The 15189-nt window shown below is 65.6% G+C and carries 15 protein-coding genes; 5 read left to right on the top strand and 10 right to left on the bottom strand.

Annotated elements, in window-relative coordinates:
* The first annotated feature begins 219 nt into the window (after positions 1–219).
* Both J2R78_RS18700 and J2R78_RS18695 read left to right on the top strand, forming a co-directional pair.
* The gene (locus tag J2R78_RS18700; RefSeq protein ID WP_092083128.1) at positions 220–1182 is read left to right on the top strand and encodes an acetyl-CoA carboxylase carboxyltransferase subunit alpha; all 963 of its coding nucleotides are present in this window, start codon (positions 220–222) and stop codon (positions 1180–1182) included.
* A 229-nt stretch (positions 1183–1411) separates the two neighbouring features.
* Complete coding sequence (locus J2R78_RS18695) at positions 1412–2923, top strand: murein L,D-transpeptidase family protein (RefSeq protein WP_253606068.1); 1512 nt, start codon at positions 1412–1414, stop codon at positions 2921–2923.
* 465 nt (positions 2924–3388) lie between these two features.
* On the opposite strand, the gene J2R78_RS18690 is transcribed toward J2R78_RS18695, so the two are convergent.
* Positions 3389–3619, bottom strand: a complete 231-nt coding sequence (locus J2R78_RS18690; protein WP_253606066.1) for a hypothetical protein — start codon at positions 3617–3619, stop codon at positions 3389–3391.
* A gap of 68 nt (positions 3620–3687) precedes the next feature.
* Positions 3688–4764, bottom strand: a complete 1077-nt coding sequence (locus J2R78_RS18685) for a flavodoxin family protein (protein WP_253606065.1) — start codon at positions 4762–4764, stop codon at positions 3688–3690.
* 184 nt (positions 4765–4948) lie between these two features.
* Between J2R78_RS18685 and J2R78_RS18680 the strand changes: the two genes are divergently transcribed.
* Genes J2R78_RS18680 through J2R78_RS18670 form a run of 3 tightly spaced genes read left to right on the top strand, consistent with a single transcriptional unit; the run spans position 4949 to position 6395 of the window.
* Positions 4949–5572: a phosphatase PAP2 family protein gene (locus tag J2R78_RS18680; protein ID WP_253606062.1), complete on the top strand. Its 624-nt coding sequence runs from the start codon at positions 4949–4951 to the stop codon at positions 5570–5572.
* Positions 5569–5916 (top strand): DUF3147 family protein, encoded by a 348-nt coding sequence (locus J2R78_RS18675; protein WP_057015633.1) that lies wholly within the window; start codon positions 5569–5571, stop codon positions 5914–5916. Before J2R78_RS18680 ends, J2R78_RS18675 begins: the two co-directional genes overlap by 4 nt.
* Complete coding sequence (locus J2R78_RS18670; RefSeq protein ID WP_253606060.1) at positions 5913–6395, top strand: DUF3147 family protein; 483 nt, start codon at positions 5913–5915, stop codon at positions 6393–6395. Before J2R78_RS18675 ends, J2R78_RS18670 begins: the two co-directional genes overlap by 4 nt.
* A 6-nt stretch (positions 6396–6401) precedes the next feature.
* Here the strand turns inward: J2R78_RS18670 and J2R78_RS18665 are convergent, their stop codons facing one another.
* The 8 genes from J2R78_RS18665 to J2R78_RS18630 all read right to left on the bottom strand — a co-directional run bounded on the left by J2R78_RS18665 (position 6402) and on the right by J2R78_RS18630 (position 15177).
* Positions 6402–7103 (bottom strand): ABC transporter ATP-binding protein, encoded by a 702-nt coding sequence (locus tag J2R78_RS18665; RefSeq protein WP_253606059.1) that lies wholly within the window; start codon positions 7101–7103, stop codon positions 6402–6404.
* A complete protein-coding gene (locus J2R78_RS18660) occupies positions 7096–7830 on the bottom strand; it encodes an ABC transporter ATP-binding protein (protein WP_028343255.1) in 735 nt (244 codons plus the stop codon). Before J2R78_RS18660 ends, J2R78_RS18665 begins: the two co-directional genes overlap by 8 nt.
* Positions 7817–8911, bottom strand: coding sequence for a branched-chain amino acid ABC transporter permease (locus J2R78_RS18655; RefSeq protein WP_253588262.1), 1095 nt, complete (start codon positions 8909–8911; stop codon positions 7817–7819). Before J2R78_RS18655 ends, J2R78_RS18660 begins: the two co-directional genes overlap by 14 nt.
* Positions 8912–8918: 7 nt before the next feature.
* Complete coding sequence (locus J2R78_RS18650) at positions 8919–10136, bottom strand: substrate-binding protein (protein ID WP_253606058.1); 1218 nt, start codon at positions 10134–10136, stop codon at positions 8919–8921.
* A 4-nt stretch (positions 10137–10140) separates the two neighbouring features.
* Complete coding sequence (locus J2R78_RS18645) at positions 10141–10998, bottom strand: branched-chain amino acid ABC transporter permease (RefSeq protein WP_028337306.1); 858 nt, start codon at positions 10996–10998, stop codon at positions 10141–10143.
* 54 nt (positions 10999–11052) lie between these two features.
* Positions 11053–12567, bottom strand: a complete 1515-nt coding sequence (locus J2R78_RS18640; protein WP_253606057.1) for an amidase — start codon at positions 12565–12567, stop codon at positions 11053–11055.
* A gap of 164 nt (positions 12568–12731) precedes the next feature.
* Entirely contained in the window at positions 12732–13916 is a 1185-nt protein-coding gene (locus tag J2R78_RS18635) for a substrate-binding domain-containing protein (RefSeq protein ID WP_253609852.1), read from the bottom strand.
* Between the two features lie 79 nt (positions 13917–13995).
* On the bottom strand, positions 13996–15177 hold the full coding sequence (locus J2R78_RS18630) for a substrate-binding domain-containing protein (protein WP_253606056.1): 1182 nt from the start codon (positions 15175–15177) through the stop codon (positions 13996–13998).
* Positions 15178–15189 lie beyond the last annotated feature (12 nt).

Genomic DNA, 15189 nt, shown 5'->3' with positions numbered 1-15189 from the left:
GCGCTTCGCTCCATCCGGGCTACGCGCGTGGAGACCTCGATACCTTCATCTGATCCGCCTTGACTTCCGCTTCGTCTCCGCAGAAAGAGCGTCACCTGCTTGCGATCCCGAAGCGTGCATTCCACCCGGATGCGCGTTAACCGTTTGAAGTTACAAAGCTTCTCTTTCCGACGCCGAAACCGCTTCGCCCCTCGCACCGATCTTCCCTATATTGAGTTGATGCCCGACCCGATGCGCAGCTATCTCGACTTCGAAAAACCTGTCGCCGAGCTTGAATCCAAGATCGACGAGTTGCGCACGCTTGCCGCGAGCGGCAGCGACATCGGCGACGAGGTCGCGCGGATCGAGGACAAGGCGGCGCAGGCGCTCACCGAGCTCTATTCCAATCTGACGCCGTGGCAGAAGACGCTGGTGGCGCGGCATCCGCAGCGACCGCACTTCACCGATTTCATCGGCGGCCTGATCACCGAATTCACGCCGATGGCCGGCGACCGCAAATTCGCCGACGACGAGGCCCTGGTCGGCGGCTTCGGCCGCTTCCGCGGCGAGAGCATCTGTGTGGTCGGCCAGGAGAAGGGCGCCACCACCGAGAGCCGCATCAAGCACAATTTCGGCATGGCGCGCCCCGAAGGCTACCGCAAGGCGGTGCGCCTGATGGAAATGGCCGACCGGTTCGGCATCCCGGTGCTGTCGATCGTCGATTCCGCCGGCGCCTATCCCGGCATCGGCGCCGAGGAACGCGGCCAGGCCGAGGCGATCGCGCGCTCGACCGACGCCTGCCTGTCGCTCGGTGTGCCCAATGTCGCGATCGTCACCGGCGAAGGCATGTCGGGCGGCGCCATCGCCATCACCACGGCGAACCGCGTCCTGATGATGGAGCACGCGATCTACAGCGTGATCTCGCCGGAGGCGGCATCCTCGATCCTGTGGCGCGACGGCACCAAGGCGCAGGAAGCCGCCAACAGCATGAAGATCACCGCCCAGGACATGCTGCGCTTCGGCGTGATCGACCAGATCCTGAAGGAGCCCTCCGGCGGCGCTCATCGCGACCCGGGCGCGATGATCGCGACCACGGGCGATGCCATCGCCCAGGCGCTCAACGACCTACGAAATCTTGATCCGGACGCGATTCGCAAACAGCGGCGCCAGAAGTTTCTCGATATCGGCCGCAAGCTCGGCTGAGGCACCCAAACCGCCCGATTTTTCGCCCAAATCGACCAATTTTGCCCTAATTGGGCCCCGAGCCGGGTCTTTAACATTCCTTGAACCATGCCTGCTACCGTGAGGGCTGTCCGCCCCGGTTCAGGTTGCGAGCAGGGGTCGTCGAAGGCTAATATTTTACACAATGGCTTCAGGGCATATTCGCCGTGTTGGGGTCGCGAAAATCGCCCGGTGGGTGTGGAGCTCGGACTTGACTCATCGCACGCTCGTACGCGCGCTTCTGACCTCGGCGGTCCTCGCCGCAGGCGTCATGCTCGCCGGTTGTGACAGCGACCAGATCTCGCTCGCGCAGAACGCCAAGGCCAACCAGCCGGTCCCGCCAAAGCTCGTCGCTGCCATGACCGAAAAGGACATGGACATGCAGTCGCCGATCCTGGTGCGGCTGTTCAAGCAGGAGGCCGAGCTCGAGGTCTGGAAGCAAAACCGCTCCGGCCAGTTCGCGCTGCTCAAGACCTATCCGATCTGCCGCTGGTCGGGCGACCTCGGTCCGAAGGTCCGCGAAGGCGACCGCCAGGCGCCCGAAGGGTTCTATTCGATCAACCCGAGCCAGATGAACCCGCAATCGGCCTATTACCTGTCGTTCAACACCGGCTATCCCAACGCCTTCGACAAGGCGCTCGGCCGCACCGGCTCGCAGCTGATGGTGCACGGCGATTGCTCCTCGCGCGGCTGCTACGCAATGACGGACGAGCAGATCGCAGAGATCTACTCGCTCGGCCGCGAATCCTTCTTCGGCGGCCAGAAGGCGTTCCAGCTGCAGGCCTATCCGTTCCGGATGACGCCGGTGAACATGGCCAAGCACCGCAACAATCCGAACATGCCTTTCTGGAAGATGATCAAGGAAGGCTATGATCATTTCGAGGTGACCAAGCAGGAGCCGAGGGTCGACTTCTGCGAAAAGAAGTACGTGTTCGACGCGGTGAAGGCGCCGGGCGCGACACGCGATCCGGTGTTCGACGCCTCCGCGAGGTGCCCGGCCTATGTGATCCCCGAGGAGATCGCGAGCGCCGTGCACGAGAAGGAGCAGAAGGACGCCGCCGAGACCGCCAAGCTGGTGTCCAAGGGCACGCCCGTTGCGCGCCTCAACACCGGCATCGACGGCGGCATGAACGCGATCTTCGCCTCGAAGATTCCGGAAGGAAACACCGGCCTCTCCGAAGGCGGCGACAGCCAGGCGCTGGCATCGATGTCGCTGGCACGCGCGCCCGGCACGATCCCCGGTACGGTCAATCCGCCGAAGCCCAATCTCGCGGTCCAGCAGGAAGAGCCGGTCGTGGCGACGACGTCGTCCACCGCATCGTCAGCCGGCACCCGCATTGCCTCGGCGAACCCGTCCGACAAATCCGCCTCTGACAAGTCCGCCTCTGACAAATCCACCTCTGACAAGTCCGAAGGCTTCTTCTCCAGCTTCGCGCGCAAGGTCGGCATCGGCGGCACCGCCGACGCCAGCAAGACGACCGCGCCGCCGGCTCCGGCCGCTGCTGCCCCGGCCAAGCCCAAGGTCGCCGAGACCAAGCCGCAATCAGTGGTTCGCGTCGCCCCCAAGGCTGAGCCGAAGCAGGCCGCCAAGCCCGCGCCGAAGCCCGCAATGACCACGGCCGCAGCCGCTGCACCGGCCCCGTCGTCGTCGACCCAACTCGCCGGCTCCGCGCCTGTGGTGCAGACCAACTCGTTCGACACCCGCTTCTCGGCGGTGAAGTAGGCGGGGCGCGTCTGCGCGAAGACAGCTCGCTGCCGCTCGTCGCAATGCTGCTGTAGCGCAAACTATTTCCAGCCGTCGTCCCTGCGAAAGCAGGGACCCATAACCACCGAACTTGATCGTGAATGGGATCGTGGCCCCAGCGTCGCGCAACAACTCTCATTTGGGGTAATGGGTCCTGGCTTTCGCCAGGACGACATTGAGTGTGTGGCGCGGTCTGCGAGTCACACCACAACGTTCTCGCGACATGATTTGTCCGAGCTTTGCTCTTCGTTCCGCCCTCTCCGTTGGCAGAGCGCGCAGGGAAAGCCGGGCGCCGATCGCACCCAAAGCGTCAGGCCTGCACGATTTCGCCGTCCGCGTTGCGTGCTTTCGTCAGTACCGCGCGCAGACGCCTCGTCGCTGCCGCACCGCCACGCTCGCAGGTTCGAACACCACGCTCCGTCACCGTCGCATGCACGTTGACCGTTACATTCCGTGGCTTTCGAAAACCTTCTTGCAGCTTCGGCTCAGGCTGGCCCGCTTCATCTGAAGACAGTTCTGCACGGCACCGTCATTGCCGAGGTCCTTCCGGCAGAAGCGCTGTGCATCGCGGGTGCACGCGCTCTGTTCCGATGGCGTACCGGAATGCTGCGCCAACGCGGCACTGCTGCTCATCACCGCAGCAGCAACAAGAGCTGCAATCGAAATATAGCGCATTGTGACTTCCTCCCGCGGCCTAACGGGCAGCCGGGGCGCTTCGTTCCTTTGGGAACCCGGATTCCATCCTACTTCGGCCGCGGGTCCTCAAGCCCCTTGCCGGGATCTTCCAGATGCCCGGTGCGCGCGAGGTCGACGGCGGCGCCGAGCGCCAGCGCGACATTGCGCACCTGTTCCTGGAAGGCCCTGTCTTCGTCGAGATCGCGGTGCGACGTCGCATAGGGCTTCATGTAGCCGACATAGCCATCGATTTCGGCCCTGCCGCCGGCCGAGATCAACTCCATGTCGGTGAGCCAGTCCGCAAGGAAGCGGCGGCATGTTTCCGCACCGACGCTGTCGCCGTGGACCACGATGCCGAAATGCCGGCCGCGCAAATGCTTGGGGTATGGCCAGCCCTTGAGTTCGAGCGCCTTGGCTTTGCTCGCGGTCTTGCCGTGGGTCGAGGTCGGATCGGGATTGCCGCCATCGGCGCAGACCAGGCGATCGATCATCGCCTTGAGTCCGGTCGGCGTCTGGTACCAGTTGACCGGCGAGATGATCATGATGCCGTGCGCGCGCACCCACAGCGGATAGATCTCGTTCATCCAGTCGTCGGTTTGCCCGAGCGAGTGGTTCGGATAGCAGCTGCACGGCCAGTGGCAAAGCGCCATCGAGGTCGACACGCAGGACTTGCAGGGGTGAATCTCCCTGCCGAACTCGGACGTCAGCCGCGACAGATCGAGCACATCGACCGCCAAGCCCATCTCGCGGAAGGCGGCCTCGGCGATCTCGACCATGCGCCAGCTTTTGGACATCTCGCCGGGACACGTATGTTCGCTGCGCGAGGAGCCGTTGATCAGCAGGATATGCGGCGCTTCGTTTGGATCGTCGTGCCTGCGCTGCCCTTCATCGATGGCATCGCGCGCGGACAGCCAATCGACCGCGAGATCATAGTCGGGATCGGCAAAACCGGGGCCGGCCTTGCGGGTAACCGGCGCCTTGCGCGAATGACGATAGGCGTCCCAGGCGCCGGCGAGGATTGTCGCAAGCTCCGTCTGCATGGATTGAACGACCGGATCGGCAAATCGCTTGCGGTAGCGCCGTTCGAATTCATCGCGCGAAAGCTTGACCGGCGGCATCCCCTTGCGAACGTCCGGCTCCTTCATCGAGACCTCTCCCGCCTACAATCCATCGCCCGCCGTGCATCCCGGTTAGCGCGCGAAACCTCGGGATTGAGCCTTGGGATCAGGTCGAGACGGGCAAGAGTTCAAGAGCATCGATCTGCATTTGGTTCCTTGCACGCCGGTTAGGACCCATGCCGCGCCTGGTGCGTTGGATGGGAACCTGATCATGCATACGACAGCCCGAGTTCGCGCACGCCGCCATCGAGGCGCCCCCTTCCCGATCACCATTCGCCCGACCGCGGCGGACGCCATGATCGCGCGTGCGATCGCCCGCAACACCGCACCTGCGCCGGAAGAGATCGCCCGCACGCTGACCTGGGGCGCTGACGAAAAGGTCCTGCTTGTGCTCGCCGCCGCAGGCTGGCTCGCCTCACGCGGGCGCGGCGCCTCGCTCGAGCGCGCCGGCAATCACGCGCTGCTGGTGACGGTCGCAGCATCGCTGCTGCCGCATGGCCTGAAGTTGCTGTTCAACCAGACTCGCCCGGATCGCCTGACCGTGGCCGGCCATGCCAACGGCATCCCGATCTCTGGCAGGCGCGACGACGCCTTCCCATCCGGCCACGCGCTGCATATGGGCGCGCTGGCGTCGGCGGCAGCGACATTGCCCGCCGGCGCGCGCCGCCCAATCCAGGCACTCGCGGTCGGCCTCTCGCTGACGCGCATTATGGTTCTCGCACACTGGACGAGCGACGTGATCGCGGGATTCGGGCTCGGAGCACTTCTCGAGCGGCTGCTGCGATTGTGGACCGGCTATCCCGGTGACGATCCACCGCGGGGCAAGGCGCGATGAGCGAATATGTCATCCGCTTTCTCGTGGGCGGGGCCGTGGTGTCGGCCTTCGCGATGCTGGGTGACGTGCTGCGTCCGAAGAGCTTCGCCGGGCTGTTCGGCGCGGCGCCGTCGGTTGCGCTCGCCACCCTCGGCATCGCCGTGTACCAGCACGGCACCGACTATGCCGGCCTGCAGAGCCGCGCGATGATGGCTGGCGCCGTTGCGCTTGCCATCTATAGCTTCGTGGTCTGCCAATTGCTGATTCGCGCGAGGCTCCGCGCTGCCCCCGCCACCTTGCTGGCGCTTGTCGTCTGGCTCGCGATCGTCTTCGGCTTGCTGGGCGTTGCCGGAGGACAGGCATGACACCGGTCCGCGTCTCACTGTCCTCGCTCAGGGAAAGCCGCTGGACCGAATATCTGATCCGCTTCGTGCTCGGTGGCGGCGCCACTGTCCTGACCGGCCTGATCAGCAGCACTTGCGGCGCCTATGTCGGCGGCGCCTTTCTTGCACTCCCCGCCATCTTCTGCGCCAGCGCCACCCTGATCGAGAAGCATGAAATCCGCCGCAAGCGGAACGCCGGCCTCGATGGCACGTGGCGCGGGCAGCAGGCCGCGGCGCTCGATGCGGCGGGCGCTGCGCTCGGCGCGGTCGGCATGCTGGCATTTGCTGTCGTCTTCCTGCTGACGGTCGATCGCAGCGTGCCGGCCGCCTTCATCGCCGCATCGCTGGCCTGGCTGATCTGCTCGGTCGCGACCTGGTATGTGCGTCGCGAGATGCGATCGGCACGGCGGACGCCGGGAGACGGCGTGATCGGCCGCAAGGCCGATCGCCTGCCGCACTGAAGCCTGCTACGGCGCCAGATAGCGCAGCAGTTCGGGATCGCTCCGCACCTCGCTCGCGCCGCCCTGCAGCGCGACGCGGCCGCGGTCCAGCACATAGGCATAGTCGGCGACGCGCAGCGCGAGGTCGAGATGCTGCTCGACGATCACGACCGAGATGCTTTTGGCGAGCTCGATCAGCCGTTCGGTGATCTCCTCGATCACGCCGATCCAGACGCCTTCGGTCGGCTCGTCCAGCAGCAGCAGCTTCGGATTGCCGAGCATGGCGCGGCCGATCGCCAGCATCTTGCGCTCGCCGCCGGACAGCGTGCCGGCCGGCTGGTCGAGCCGCTGGCCGAGTTTCGGGAAGATCGTCAGCACGCGATCGACCGCGCTGGCATCGGAATTGAACAGCGACCCGACCGCGAGGTTGTCGCGCACCGACAGGCGGGCGAACACCGAATGCTCCTGCGGCACATAGCCGATGCCGGAGCGCACCCGCTCCTCGGTGCGGCGGCGGGTGATGTCGCGGCCGTCGAAGAACAACTCGCCCTGCGAGCTCGTGAGCTCGCCGACGATGGTCTTCATCAGCGTGGTCTTGCCGGCGCCGTTGCGGCCGAGCACGGCGACGCCGCCGCGCCAGGGAATGCCGATGTTGACATCGAACAGGACCTGGCTGCGGCCATAACCGGCATCGAGATGCCGGATATCGAGGAAGGTTTGCTCAGGCACGGCGAAGATAGATCTCCTGGACGCTTTTGTTGGCCTGGATTTCCGCGACCGTTCCCGAGGCCAGCACCTTGCCCTGGTCGAGCACGGTGAGGCGGTCGCAGATGTCGCGGATGAAATCGAGGTCGTGTTCGACGATGACGAGCGAGCAATGCTGCTTGATCGGCTGCAACAGCTCGCCGGTGACGCGGCGCTCCTCGAGGCTCATGCCGCCGGTCGGCTCGTCCAGCAGCAACAGCCGTGGCTTGCCGGCGAGCGCCATCGCGATCTCGAGCCATTGCTGCTGGCCGTGCGACAGCGCCGCGGCGGCATCATGCGCGCGATCGGCGAGCCGGAACTGGGTCAGCATCGTCATCACCTGATCGTGCAGCTTCTTGCGGGTGCGCGACAGCACCAGGTCGAACAGCGAGCAGTGCGCCTGCAGCGCCAGCAGGATGTTGTCATACAGCGTCAGCGTCGGCAGCACCGAGGTGATCTGGAACTTCAGGCTCATGCCGGCGCGGGCGCGCTCGGTCGGCGTGAACGCCGTGATGTCGGTGTTGATGAAGCTGACCTTGCCGGTGGTCGGCACCTCGGCGCCGGCGACGCATTTCATCAGCGTGCTCTTGCCCGAGCCGTTCGGGCCGATCAGGCCGTGGAACTCGTTCTCGCCGACGGTCAGCGCCGCACCGTCGAGCGCGGTCAGCTTGCCGAACACTTTGCTGATGCCTTGCGCCTCAAGGAGCGGCATTGCCGGTCTCCTTCGGGGCTTTGCCGAAACTGCCGACCCGCTCGCGCTCGCCGAGCACGAAGGAGATCAGCCCGAGCGGCCGGAACATGATGACGAGCAGCAGCAGCACGCCGAGGATGATCGGCCAGACGTCGCGGTAATTGTCCGACAGCCAGAAGCTGACGCCCTCGATGATCACGGTGCCGATCACGGCGCCGATCAGCGTGCCGGAGCCGCCGAACAGGACGTAGAGCACGACCTGGGTCGAGAACACGACGCCCAGCATGTTGGGCCAGACGAAGCCCTCGTGGAAGGCATAGAGGCTGCCGGCGAGACCGGCGATGGTGCCGCCGACCGCGAAGATGATCGCCTTCAGGTGCTGCGCCTTGTAGCCGAAGAAGGCGATGCGCTGCTCGTTCTCGCGCAGCCCCGCGAGCGCGAGGCCAAATTGCGAGCGCACCAGGAAGCGGCAGAGCAGGTAGACGACCACGAGGATGCCGAGCACCATGTAGTAGTAGATCGGGCCCTCCTCGAACTCGTAGCTGCCGAGGGTGAGCGGCGGGATCGACGGGATGCCGTTCTGGCCGCCGAGATAATACCAGCCGCGCGCCAGCCGGTCCGCGGCATAGGAGCCGGTGAGGGTGCCGAGCGAGACGAAGATCACGCTCGAGGGATAACGCCCGAGCAGCAGGAAGCCGCCGAGCAGCAGCGACGCAGTGAGCCCGATCAGCGTGCCGGCAGGCAGGATCAGGAGGATCGAGGTGACATTGAGATCGCGTGCCAAGAGCGCCACGCCGTAGCCGGCGGCGCCGAAGAACAGCGCCTGGCCGAAGCTCATGATGCCGGCATAGCCCCACACCAGGTCGAACGACAGGGCGAACAACGCGAGGATCACCACGCGGGTGGCGAACACCGTCAGATAGTCCTGCAGCACCCATGGCAGGACCAGTGCGATCAGCAGCACCAGCCCTTCCACGATCGGCAGGACCTTCCATCCTGCCGATACCCGTCCCGCCGGCGCGCTTGCGGCCGGTGCACCCTCGCCCGTCACGACATCTGGTTCCTCACCGACGCGTGCGACAGCCTCTCTTGCTCCAACCATGGATCGCTCAGCATTCCTTGGGATCAACGAGACCGTCGCTGCGCGCGACGATCTCATAGTTCCCGCCTTTGGCAACAGCGGTGTACATCTTCATCTTGCAATGACGCTTGCCCGGCACCATCTCCGCCGGTCCGCCCGGCCCTTCGGCGATCTTGGCGTGGTCGAGCGCGGCCGCAACGGAGTCGCGGTCGACCTTGCCGGCCTCCTTGACCGCCGCCTCCCACAGCTTGAGGCCGCGATAGGTTCCGGTGGCGGCGCTGCCGGCCGCGAACAGGAAGTTGCCGGGGAAATCCTTCTCATAGGCTGCCTGGAGCTTGGCGTCGAACGGATCCTCCTTGGTCAGCACCTTGAAATAGTCGAGGCAGCTCGCAAGGCCCTCGATCTCGTTGGCCTGATTGATGTTGAGCGTGTTCTCGTCATAGTAGACGCAGGCGAGCCGCCCGCCGTTCTTGAGGAAGCCGGCTTCATAGAGCTGCTTGAAGAACGGACCGACGCCGGGCGGGATCACGGTGTTGAAGACGACGTCGACCTTGTTGGAGATGACGCGGTTGACGGTGGCCGAGAAGTCGACCTGGTCGAGCGGGTAGTATTCCTCGAACACCACCTCGCCGCCGCTCGACTCGATCACCTTGCGGGCGTAGACGTTGAGCGTGTGCGGCCAGACATAGTTGGCGCTCGGCAGCGCGAATTTCTTGCCGCCGTTCTTGATCAGCCAGGGAATGAAGGTGTCGCATTGCTGCGCCGGGGTCGGTCCGGTGCAGAACAGATAGGGCGTGCACTCCTTGCCCTCGTAGAGCTGCGGATAGATGTAGAGCGTCTTGCCGCGCGCCACGATCGGATCCTTGATCGCGTTGCGCATCGACGAGGTGATGCCGCCGAGCACCATGTCGACCTTGTCGCGCTGGATCAGCTTGCGGACATTGCCGACCGCGACCGATTCGTTCGAGGCGGTGTCCTCGATATAGAGCTCGAGCGGCCGGCCGAGCAGGCCGCCGCCGGCGTTGATCTCCTTGATCACCATCTTGGCGACGTTGGCGTCGGCGTTGCCGGCATAGGCGATCGGGCCGGTCAGGTCGGTCGCGATGCCGACCTTGATCGGTCCCTCGGCGGCGTTGGCCCAGTCGGGCCTGACCACCCAGCTGCCGACCCCGGTCGCGAGCGCGCCGGTCGCGAACGCGAAATTGCTCATGAAGCGGCGGCGCGTGAGATTGGTGCGATCGAACATCTGACTAAACCCCTTTTCCCGATATGAGGCCCTGCGGGCGGAATTTGATGAAGGCAATTGCGAGCACGAAGACGAGGACGTCGGCGACGACCGGAGACATCACCCATGGCAGCGCCGCGCTGAGCGTGCCGATCACACCGGCGCCGGCGACCGGACCGATGAAGGAGCCGACCCCACCGACCATCACGGCGACGAAGCCCTGGATCAGGAAGCGGATGCCGAGGTCGGCAAACAGGCTGAACACCGGCACGATCAGCGCGCCGGCAAGCCCGGCCAGTGCCGCGCCGAACGCGAAGGTCGCCCCGTAGATCAGGGGCGTCGAGATGCCCGACGCGCGCGCCAGCGCCGGATTCTCCAGCGTGGCGCGGACCCGAAGCCCGAACGAGGTGCGCGCCAGCAAGAGATAGCAGCCACCCATCACCAACAGCGTGATCACGATGATGGTGAAGCGCCAGGCCGAGATGTGGACCGAGCCGAGGTCGATCGAGCCGCCGATCGGCTCCGGCACCGTGAGATAGAAGCCGCCGATCAGGCCGCGCACGCTTTCGCGGATGATCAGGCCGAGCGCATAGGTGCCGAGCATCGCCACGATCGGCGCGGCGTAGAAGCGCCGGATTATGAGCGCCTCGAGCACGAAGCCGATCGCGCCGACCACGAAGGGCGCCGCGACCATGCCGGCCCAGACCGGTGCGCCATGGGCGTAGGCCAGATAGGTGACATAGGCCCCGAGCAGGACGAACTCGCCCTGCGCGAAGTTGAAGATGCCCATCATGCTGGCGATGATGCCGAGCCCGAGCACCACCAGCACGATGATCGCGCCGAAGCTCACGATCTCGAACGCCGCGGCAAAAGTGCTAGCCATGTCGTTCGATCCGGCGTTCGATCCATCCAGCCTGCGTCTGCAACAAGCGGCGCCTCACATCTTCTTCCAGTCGCCGGCCTGCTCGAAGGCGTGCGCGGCGCGGTAGATGGTGGATTCCTCGAACATCCGGCCGACCAGCATCAACCCGACCGGCAGGCCATCGACCATGCCGCAGGGCAGCGACATCGCCGGGTGATGGGTGATGTCGAACGGCGCGGTGTTGGTGATCATCTCGAGCGCGCGGGCGACATAGTCCTCGCGGCTGGCATTGGCCGCCGGCAAAGGCGGCGCCTTCATCGGCGTGGTCGGCAGCAGCAGCAGGTCGTAATCCTTGAATGCCTTGTCATAGGCCGCGGTGAGGCGGCGCGAGATGTTGAGCGCCTTGCCGTAGAAGCGCGGACCGAAGCTGTTGTTGATGTAGGTGCCGAGCATCATGAACAGCTTGGTGGTCTCCGACAGCGAATCCGCCTGGCGGCGCCAGCCGCGATGGAAATCCATCAGCGAGGTCGAATAGAGGTCGGGCCGGCTGAGGCCGTAGCCGTCGCCGAACATCATGGTCTGGGTCAGGCCTTCGGTGCCGATCGGGGTCCAGATCGCGGGGCCGACCATGTGCATCGGGATCGACACGGTGTCGACCGACGCACCGAGGTCCTTGAAACGCTTGGCCGCCTCGCGCACGCTTTCATTGACCGCGGCTTCCGCGGTCGGCTGCTCGAAACCTTCCTTGAGGATGCCGATCTTCATGCCCTTGACGCCCTTGCCCAGCGCCTTGGTGTAATCCTCGACCTTGGGCGCCTTGATGCGCGGATCGTAGCCGTCGTCACCGGCGATCACCTCGAGCAGCAGCGCGTTGTCCTCCACAGTCGCGGTCATCGGTCCGGTGTGGTCGACGAAAATCTCGATCGGCATGATGCCGGTATAGGGCACGAGGCCCCAGGTCGGCTTCATGCCGTAGGTGCCGCAGAACGAGGACGGCATGCGGATCGAGCCGCCCTGGTCGCCGCCGATCGCCATGTCGACCTCGCCGAGCGCGACCACGACGCCGGAGCCCGACGACGAGCCGCCGGCCGAGTAGCCCATCTTGTGCGGATTGTGCACCGCTCCGTAGGAGTTGGTGTGGCTGCCGCCGGACAGGCAGAAGTGCTCGCAATGGGTCTTGCCGGCGATTTCGGCGCCCGCATCGAGCATGCGCGTGACGATGGTGGCGTCGAAATCGGGGATATAGCCTTCCAGCGTCGACGAGCCGTTCGTCATCGGCACGCCGGCCAGCATGATGTTGTCCTTCAGCGCCACCGTCTTGCCCTTGAGCTTGCCGGAGGCCGCGCCCTTCACGGTCGACTTGTAGTACCAGGCGTTGCGCGGGTTCTCCTCTGGCGCCGGGCGATAGCCGGGCGTGCGCGGATATTTCACCGCAGGCAGTTCGTCCGGCATCGCGGCGATCACGTTGTAGGCGTCGATCGAGCCCTGCATCAGGCCGCGGAACGAGGCCACATCCTCATCGGTCAGTGACAGGCCGCACTGCTCGGCGACGGCACGAAGTTGCGTTGGTGTGGGAAGGACGACGGTCACGGCGCTCTCCTGATAGCTTTTGATCTTTGGATTTGATCCTTCGAGGCAGGTGCAGCGGCGCGTTGCCCGCGCGAACCGCTCACCCCGTTGTTGTATTGAAAACGGAAATATTTTCCTTTTCAAGTATTATTTCGCAAAACCTTCCGGCGACGCCGTCGCACTGCTCAGATCGGCTTGATCACCCTGAAGTCGAGACCATCGGCTTCGGCAAGATACATCGGCATCCTGGCATGGCCGCTGTGCACCGTGACCGGACCGCGCGGGCCGCGATAGACGAGGTTGTCCGCCGCCGCGAGCAGCGGCCGCATGTCCAGCGTGCCGGCGCGCTTGGCGGCGGCCTCGAGCAGGCAGAACCCTTCATAGGCGGACTCGCTGCACGAGCCGACCGGCGGCGCGAACGCCCCGAACATCGCGCGATAGCGGTCCCTGAAATCGTCGCCGGCCTGCGAGCCGACGGAGGGGAAATAGCCGGAGGCGCAGTACAGGTTCTCGGTCTTGTCGGCGCCGATGCCGAGCAGCGCCGTCTCGTCGAAACAGCCGGCAAAGCGCAGCGTGGTAGCGGCAAGGCCGGCATCGGCGAAGGCGCGGTTGAAGGTCACGCTGTCGGTGCCGATCAGCGAGATCAGCACGACATCGGGCTTCGCGGCGCGGATGCGTTCCAGCTGCGCCTCGTGATTATCCTCGCCGACCGGCACGAACTCCTCGCCGACCACGAGACCGCCGGTCTCCTTGATGTAACGCTTCACCGCGCGGTGCGACTGCCATGGCCAGACATAATCGCTGCCGATCAGGTACCAGCGCGAGGCGCGCTTCGCCTCGGCCAGCCAGTGGATCGACGGCCGGTTCTGCCAGCGCGGCGTCTCGCCGATCGCAATGACGCCCGGCGTCCGCTCGCCACCCTCATAGACCGGCGTGTAGATGTAGGGGATCTTGCTGCGGGTGATCAGGCCACGCAACGCGACGCGCACCGCGCTGGTGTGCATGCCCATGATGAGATCGACGTCGTCGGATGCGATCGCCTGCTCGGCGCGATCGAGCACGTCCTCGATCGGTCCGCCGGCGTCATAGACCGAGAACTCGACCTCGCGGCCGAGGATGCCGCCGCGCCGGTTGATGTCGGCGACGGCGAGCTGTGCGCTCGAGGTCGCGGCCGGTCCCCACATCCCGGGCGAACCGGTGCAGCAGACGAAGCCGGCGATCCGAAGCCGGCTGCGCGCACCGCGCGGACCGAAACCGTCCCGATCCATCGGTGAAAATACGCGATCGGACCGCGCCGACGTCAGGTTCCGGAACAGCAGGGAAGGCGGGCATGGAAGGCCGCCATACCTGTTGCTCGAGGTTCGGGCCATGACGTAGGGCGTCGAATGCACACCTGCTCCTGTCTGGCACCGGCAAGCCGCGCGGCGAGCGCGGCATCGCCCGGTCCATCTAGATCGTCCTGATCACATTGAAGTCGAGACCGTCGGCCTCGGCAAGATAGATCGGCATCTCGGCGCGGCCGTCGCGGATGGTGACGGTGCCGCGCGCGCCGCTGTAGACGAGGTTGTGCGCTGCGGCGGACAACGGTCCGATCGACAGCGAGCGCGCCTGATTGGCCGCCGCCTCGAGAAAGCGCATCCCCTCATAATTGGACTGCCCGACCGAACCGATCGGCGGCGCATGCGCCCCGAACATCGCGCGGTAACTGGTCCGAAAGTCGTCATTGGCGCGCGAATCGATGCAGCCGAAATAGCCGGAGGCGCAGAACAGGTTCTCGGTCGAGTCCGGGCCGATGCCGAGCATCACGGTCTCGTCCATCGCGCCGGCGTAACGCAGCGTGGTCGCCGCAAGCCCCGCCTCGGCGAAGGCGCGGTTGAAGGTGATGCTGTCGGTGCCGATCAGGCTGATCAGCACGACGTCGGGCTTGGCGGCGCGAATCCGCGCCAGATGCGGCTCGTGATTGTCCTCGCCGAGCGGAACGAATTCCTCGCCGACGACATGGCCGCCGGCCTCCTTGATATAGCGCTTCACCGCGCGATGCGACTGCCAGGGCCAGACATAATCGCTGCCGATCAGATACCAGCGCTGCGTCTTCTTGACCTCGGTGAGCCAGTGGATCGCCGGGCGACTCTCGGCGCGCGGCGTCTCGCCGATCGCCATCACGCCGGGCGTCCTCTCGCCGCCCTCATAGACCGGCGTGTAGACATAGGGGATGCGGCCGGCCGTGACCTTGCGCAGCGCGAGGCGCACCGCCGAGATATGCGAGCCCATGATCACGTCGATCTCGTCGAACGCGATCGCCCGCTCGGCGCGGCGCACCACCTCCTCGATCGGGCCGCCGGCGTCGTACATCGACAATTCGACCTCGCGGCCGCGGATGCCGCCGCGGCGGTTGATCTCGGCGACCGCGAGCATGACGCTGTTGGCGGAGATCGGCCCCCAGATCCCGGGCGCGCCGGAGAAGGTGATGAAATTGCCGATTCGAAGCTTGCTGTCGGTGCCGCGACGGCGCGACGAGCCGGGCTTGAGGGTCAAAGCGAGATCGGCCGCGCAGGACGACGGATTTCGAAACAGCAGCGGCGGCGCGACGGGCATGCCGCCATACGCCTGGAAAGAGACCGTCGAGAGCACGCCAACTCCTGT

Source organism: Bradyrhizobium sp. USDA 4538 (assembly GCF_024171045.1).
Taxonomy (GTDB): Bacteria; Pseudomonadota; Alphaproteobacteria; order Rhizobiales; family Xanthobacteraceae; genus Bradyrhizobium; species Bradyrhizobium australafricanum.
Note: the sequence above shows the minus strand (reverse complement) of the source record. Positions and strands in the feature narration are given on the sequence as shown.

Coding starts and splice junctions, on each gene's coding strand:
- J2R78_RS18685 (WP_253606065.1), bottom strand. CDS start 4,764: ATGAAGGAGCCGGACGTTCGCAAGGGGATGCCGCCGGTCAAGCTTTCG.
- J2R78_RS18700 (WP_092083128.1), top strand. CDS start 220: ATGCCCGACCCGATGCGCAGCTATCTCGACTTCGAAAAACCTGTCGCC.
- J2R78_RS18635 (WP_253609852.1), bottom strand. CDS start 13,916: ATGGCCCGAACCTCGAGCAACAGGTATGGCGGCCTTCCATGCCCGCCT.
- J2R78_RS18645 (WP_028337306.1), bottom strand. CDS start 10,998: ATGGCTAGCACTTTTGCCGCGGCGTTCGAGATCGTGAGCTTCGGCGCG.
- J2R78_RS18675 (WP_057015633.1), top strand. CDS start 5,569: ATGAGCGAATATGTCATCCGCTTTCTCGTGGGCGGGGCCGTGGTGTCG.
- J2R78_RS18655 (WP_253588262.1), bottom strand. CDS start 8,911: ATGGTTGGAGCAAGAGAGGCTGTCGCACGCGTCGGTGAGGAACCAGAT.
- J2R78_RS18650 (WP_253606058.1), bottom strand. CDS start 10,136: ATGTTCGATCGCACCAATCTCACGCGCCGCCGCTTCATGAGCAATTTC.
- J2R78_RS18670 (WP_253606060.1), top strand. CDS start 5,913: ATGACACCGGTCCGCGTCTCACTGTCCTCGCTCAGGGAAAGCCGCTGG.
- J2R78_RS18660 (WP_028343255.1), bottom strand. CDS start 7,830: ATGCCGCTCCTTGAGGCGCAAGGCATCAGCAAAGTGTTCGGCAAGCTG.
- J2R78_RS18690 (WP_253606066.1), bottom strand. CDS start 3,619: ATGCGCTATATTTCGATTGCAGCTCTTGTTGCTGCTGCGGTGATGAGC.
- J2R78_RS18680 (WP_253606062.1), top strand. CDS start 4,949: ATGCATACGACAGCCCGAGTTCGCGCACGCCGCCATCGAGGCGCCCCC.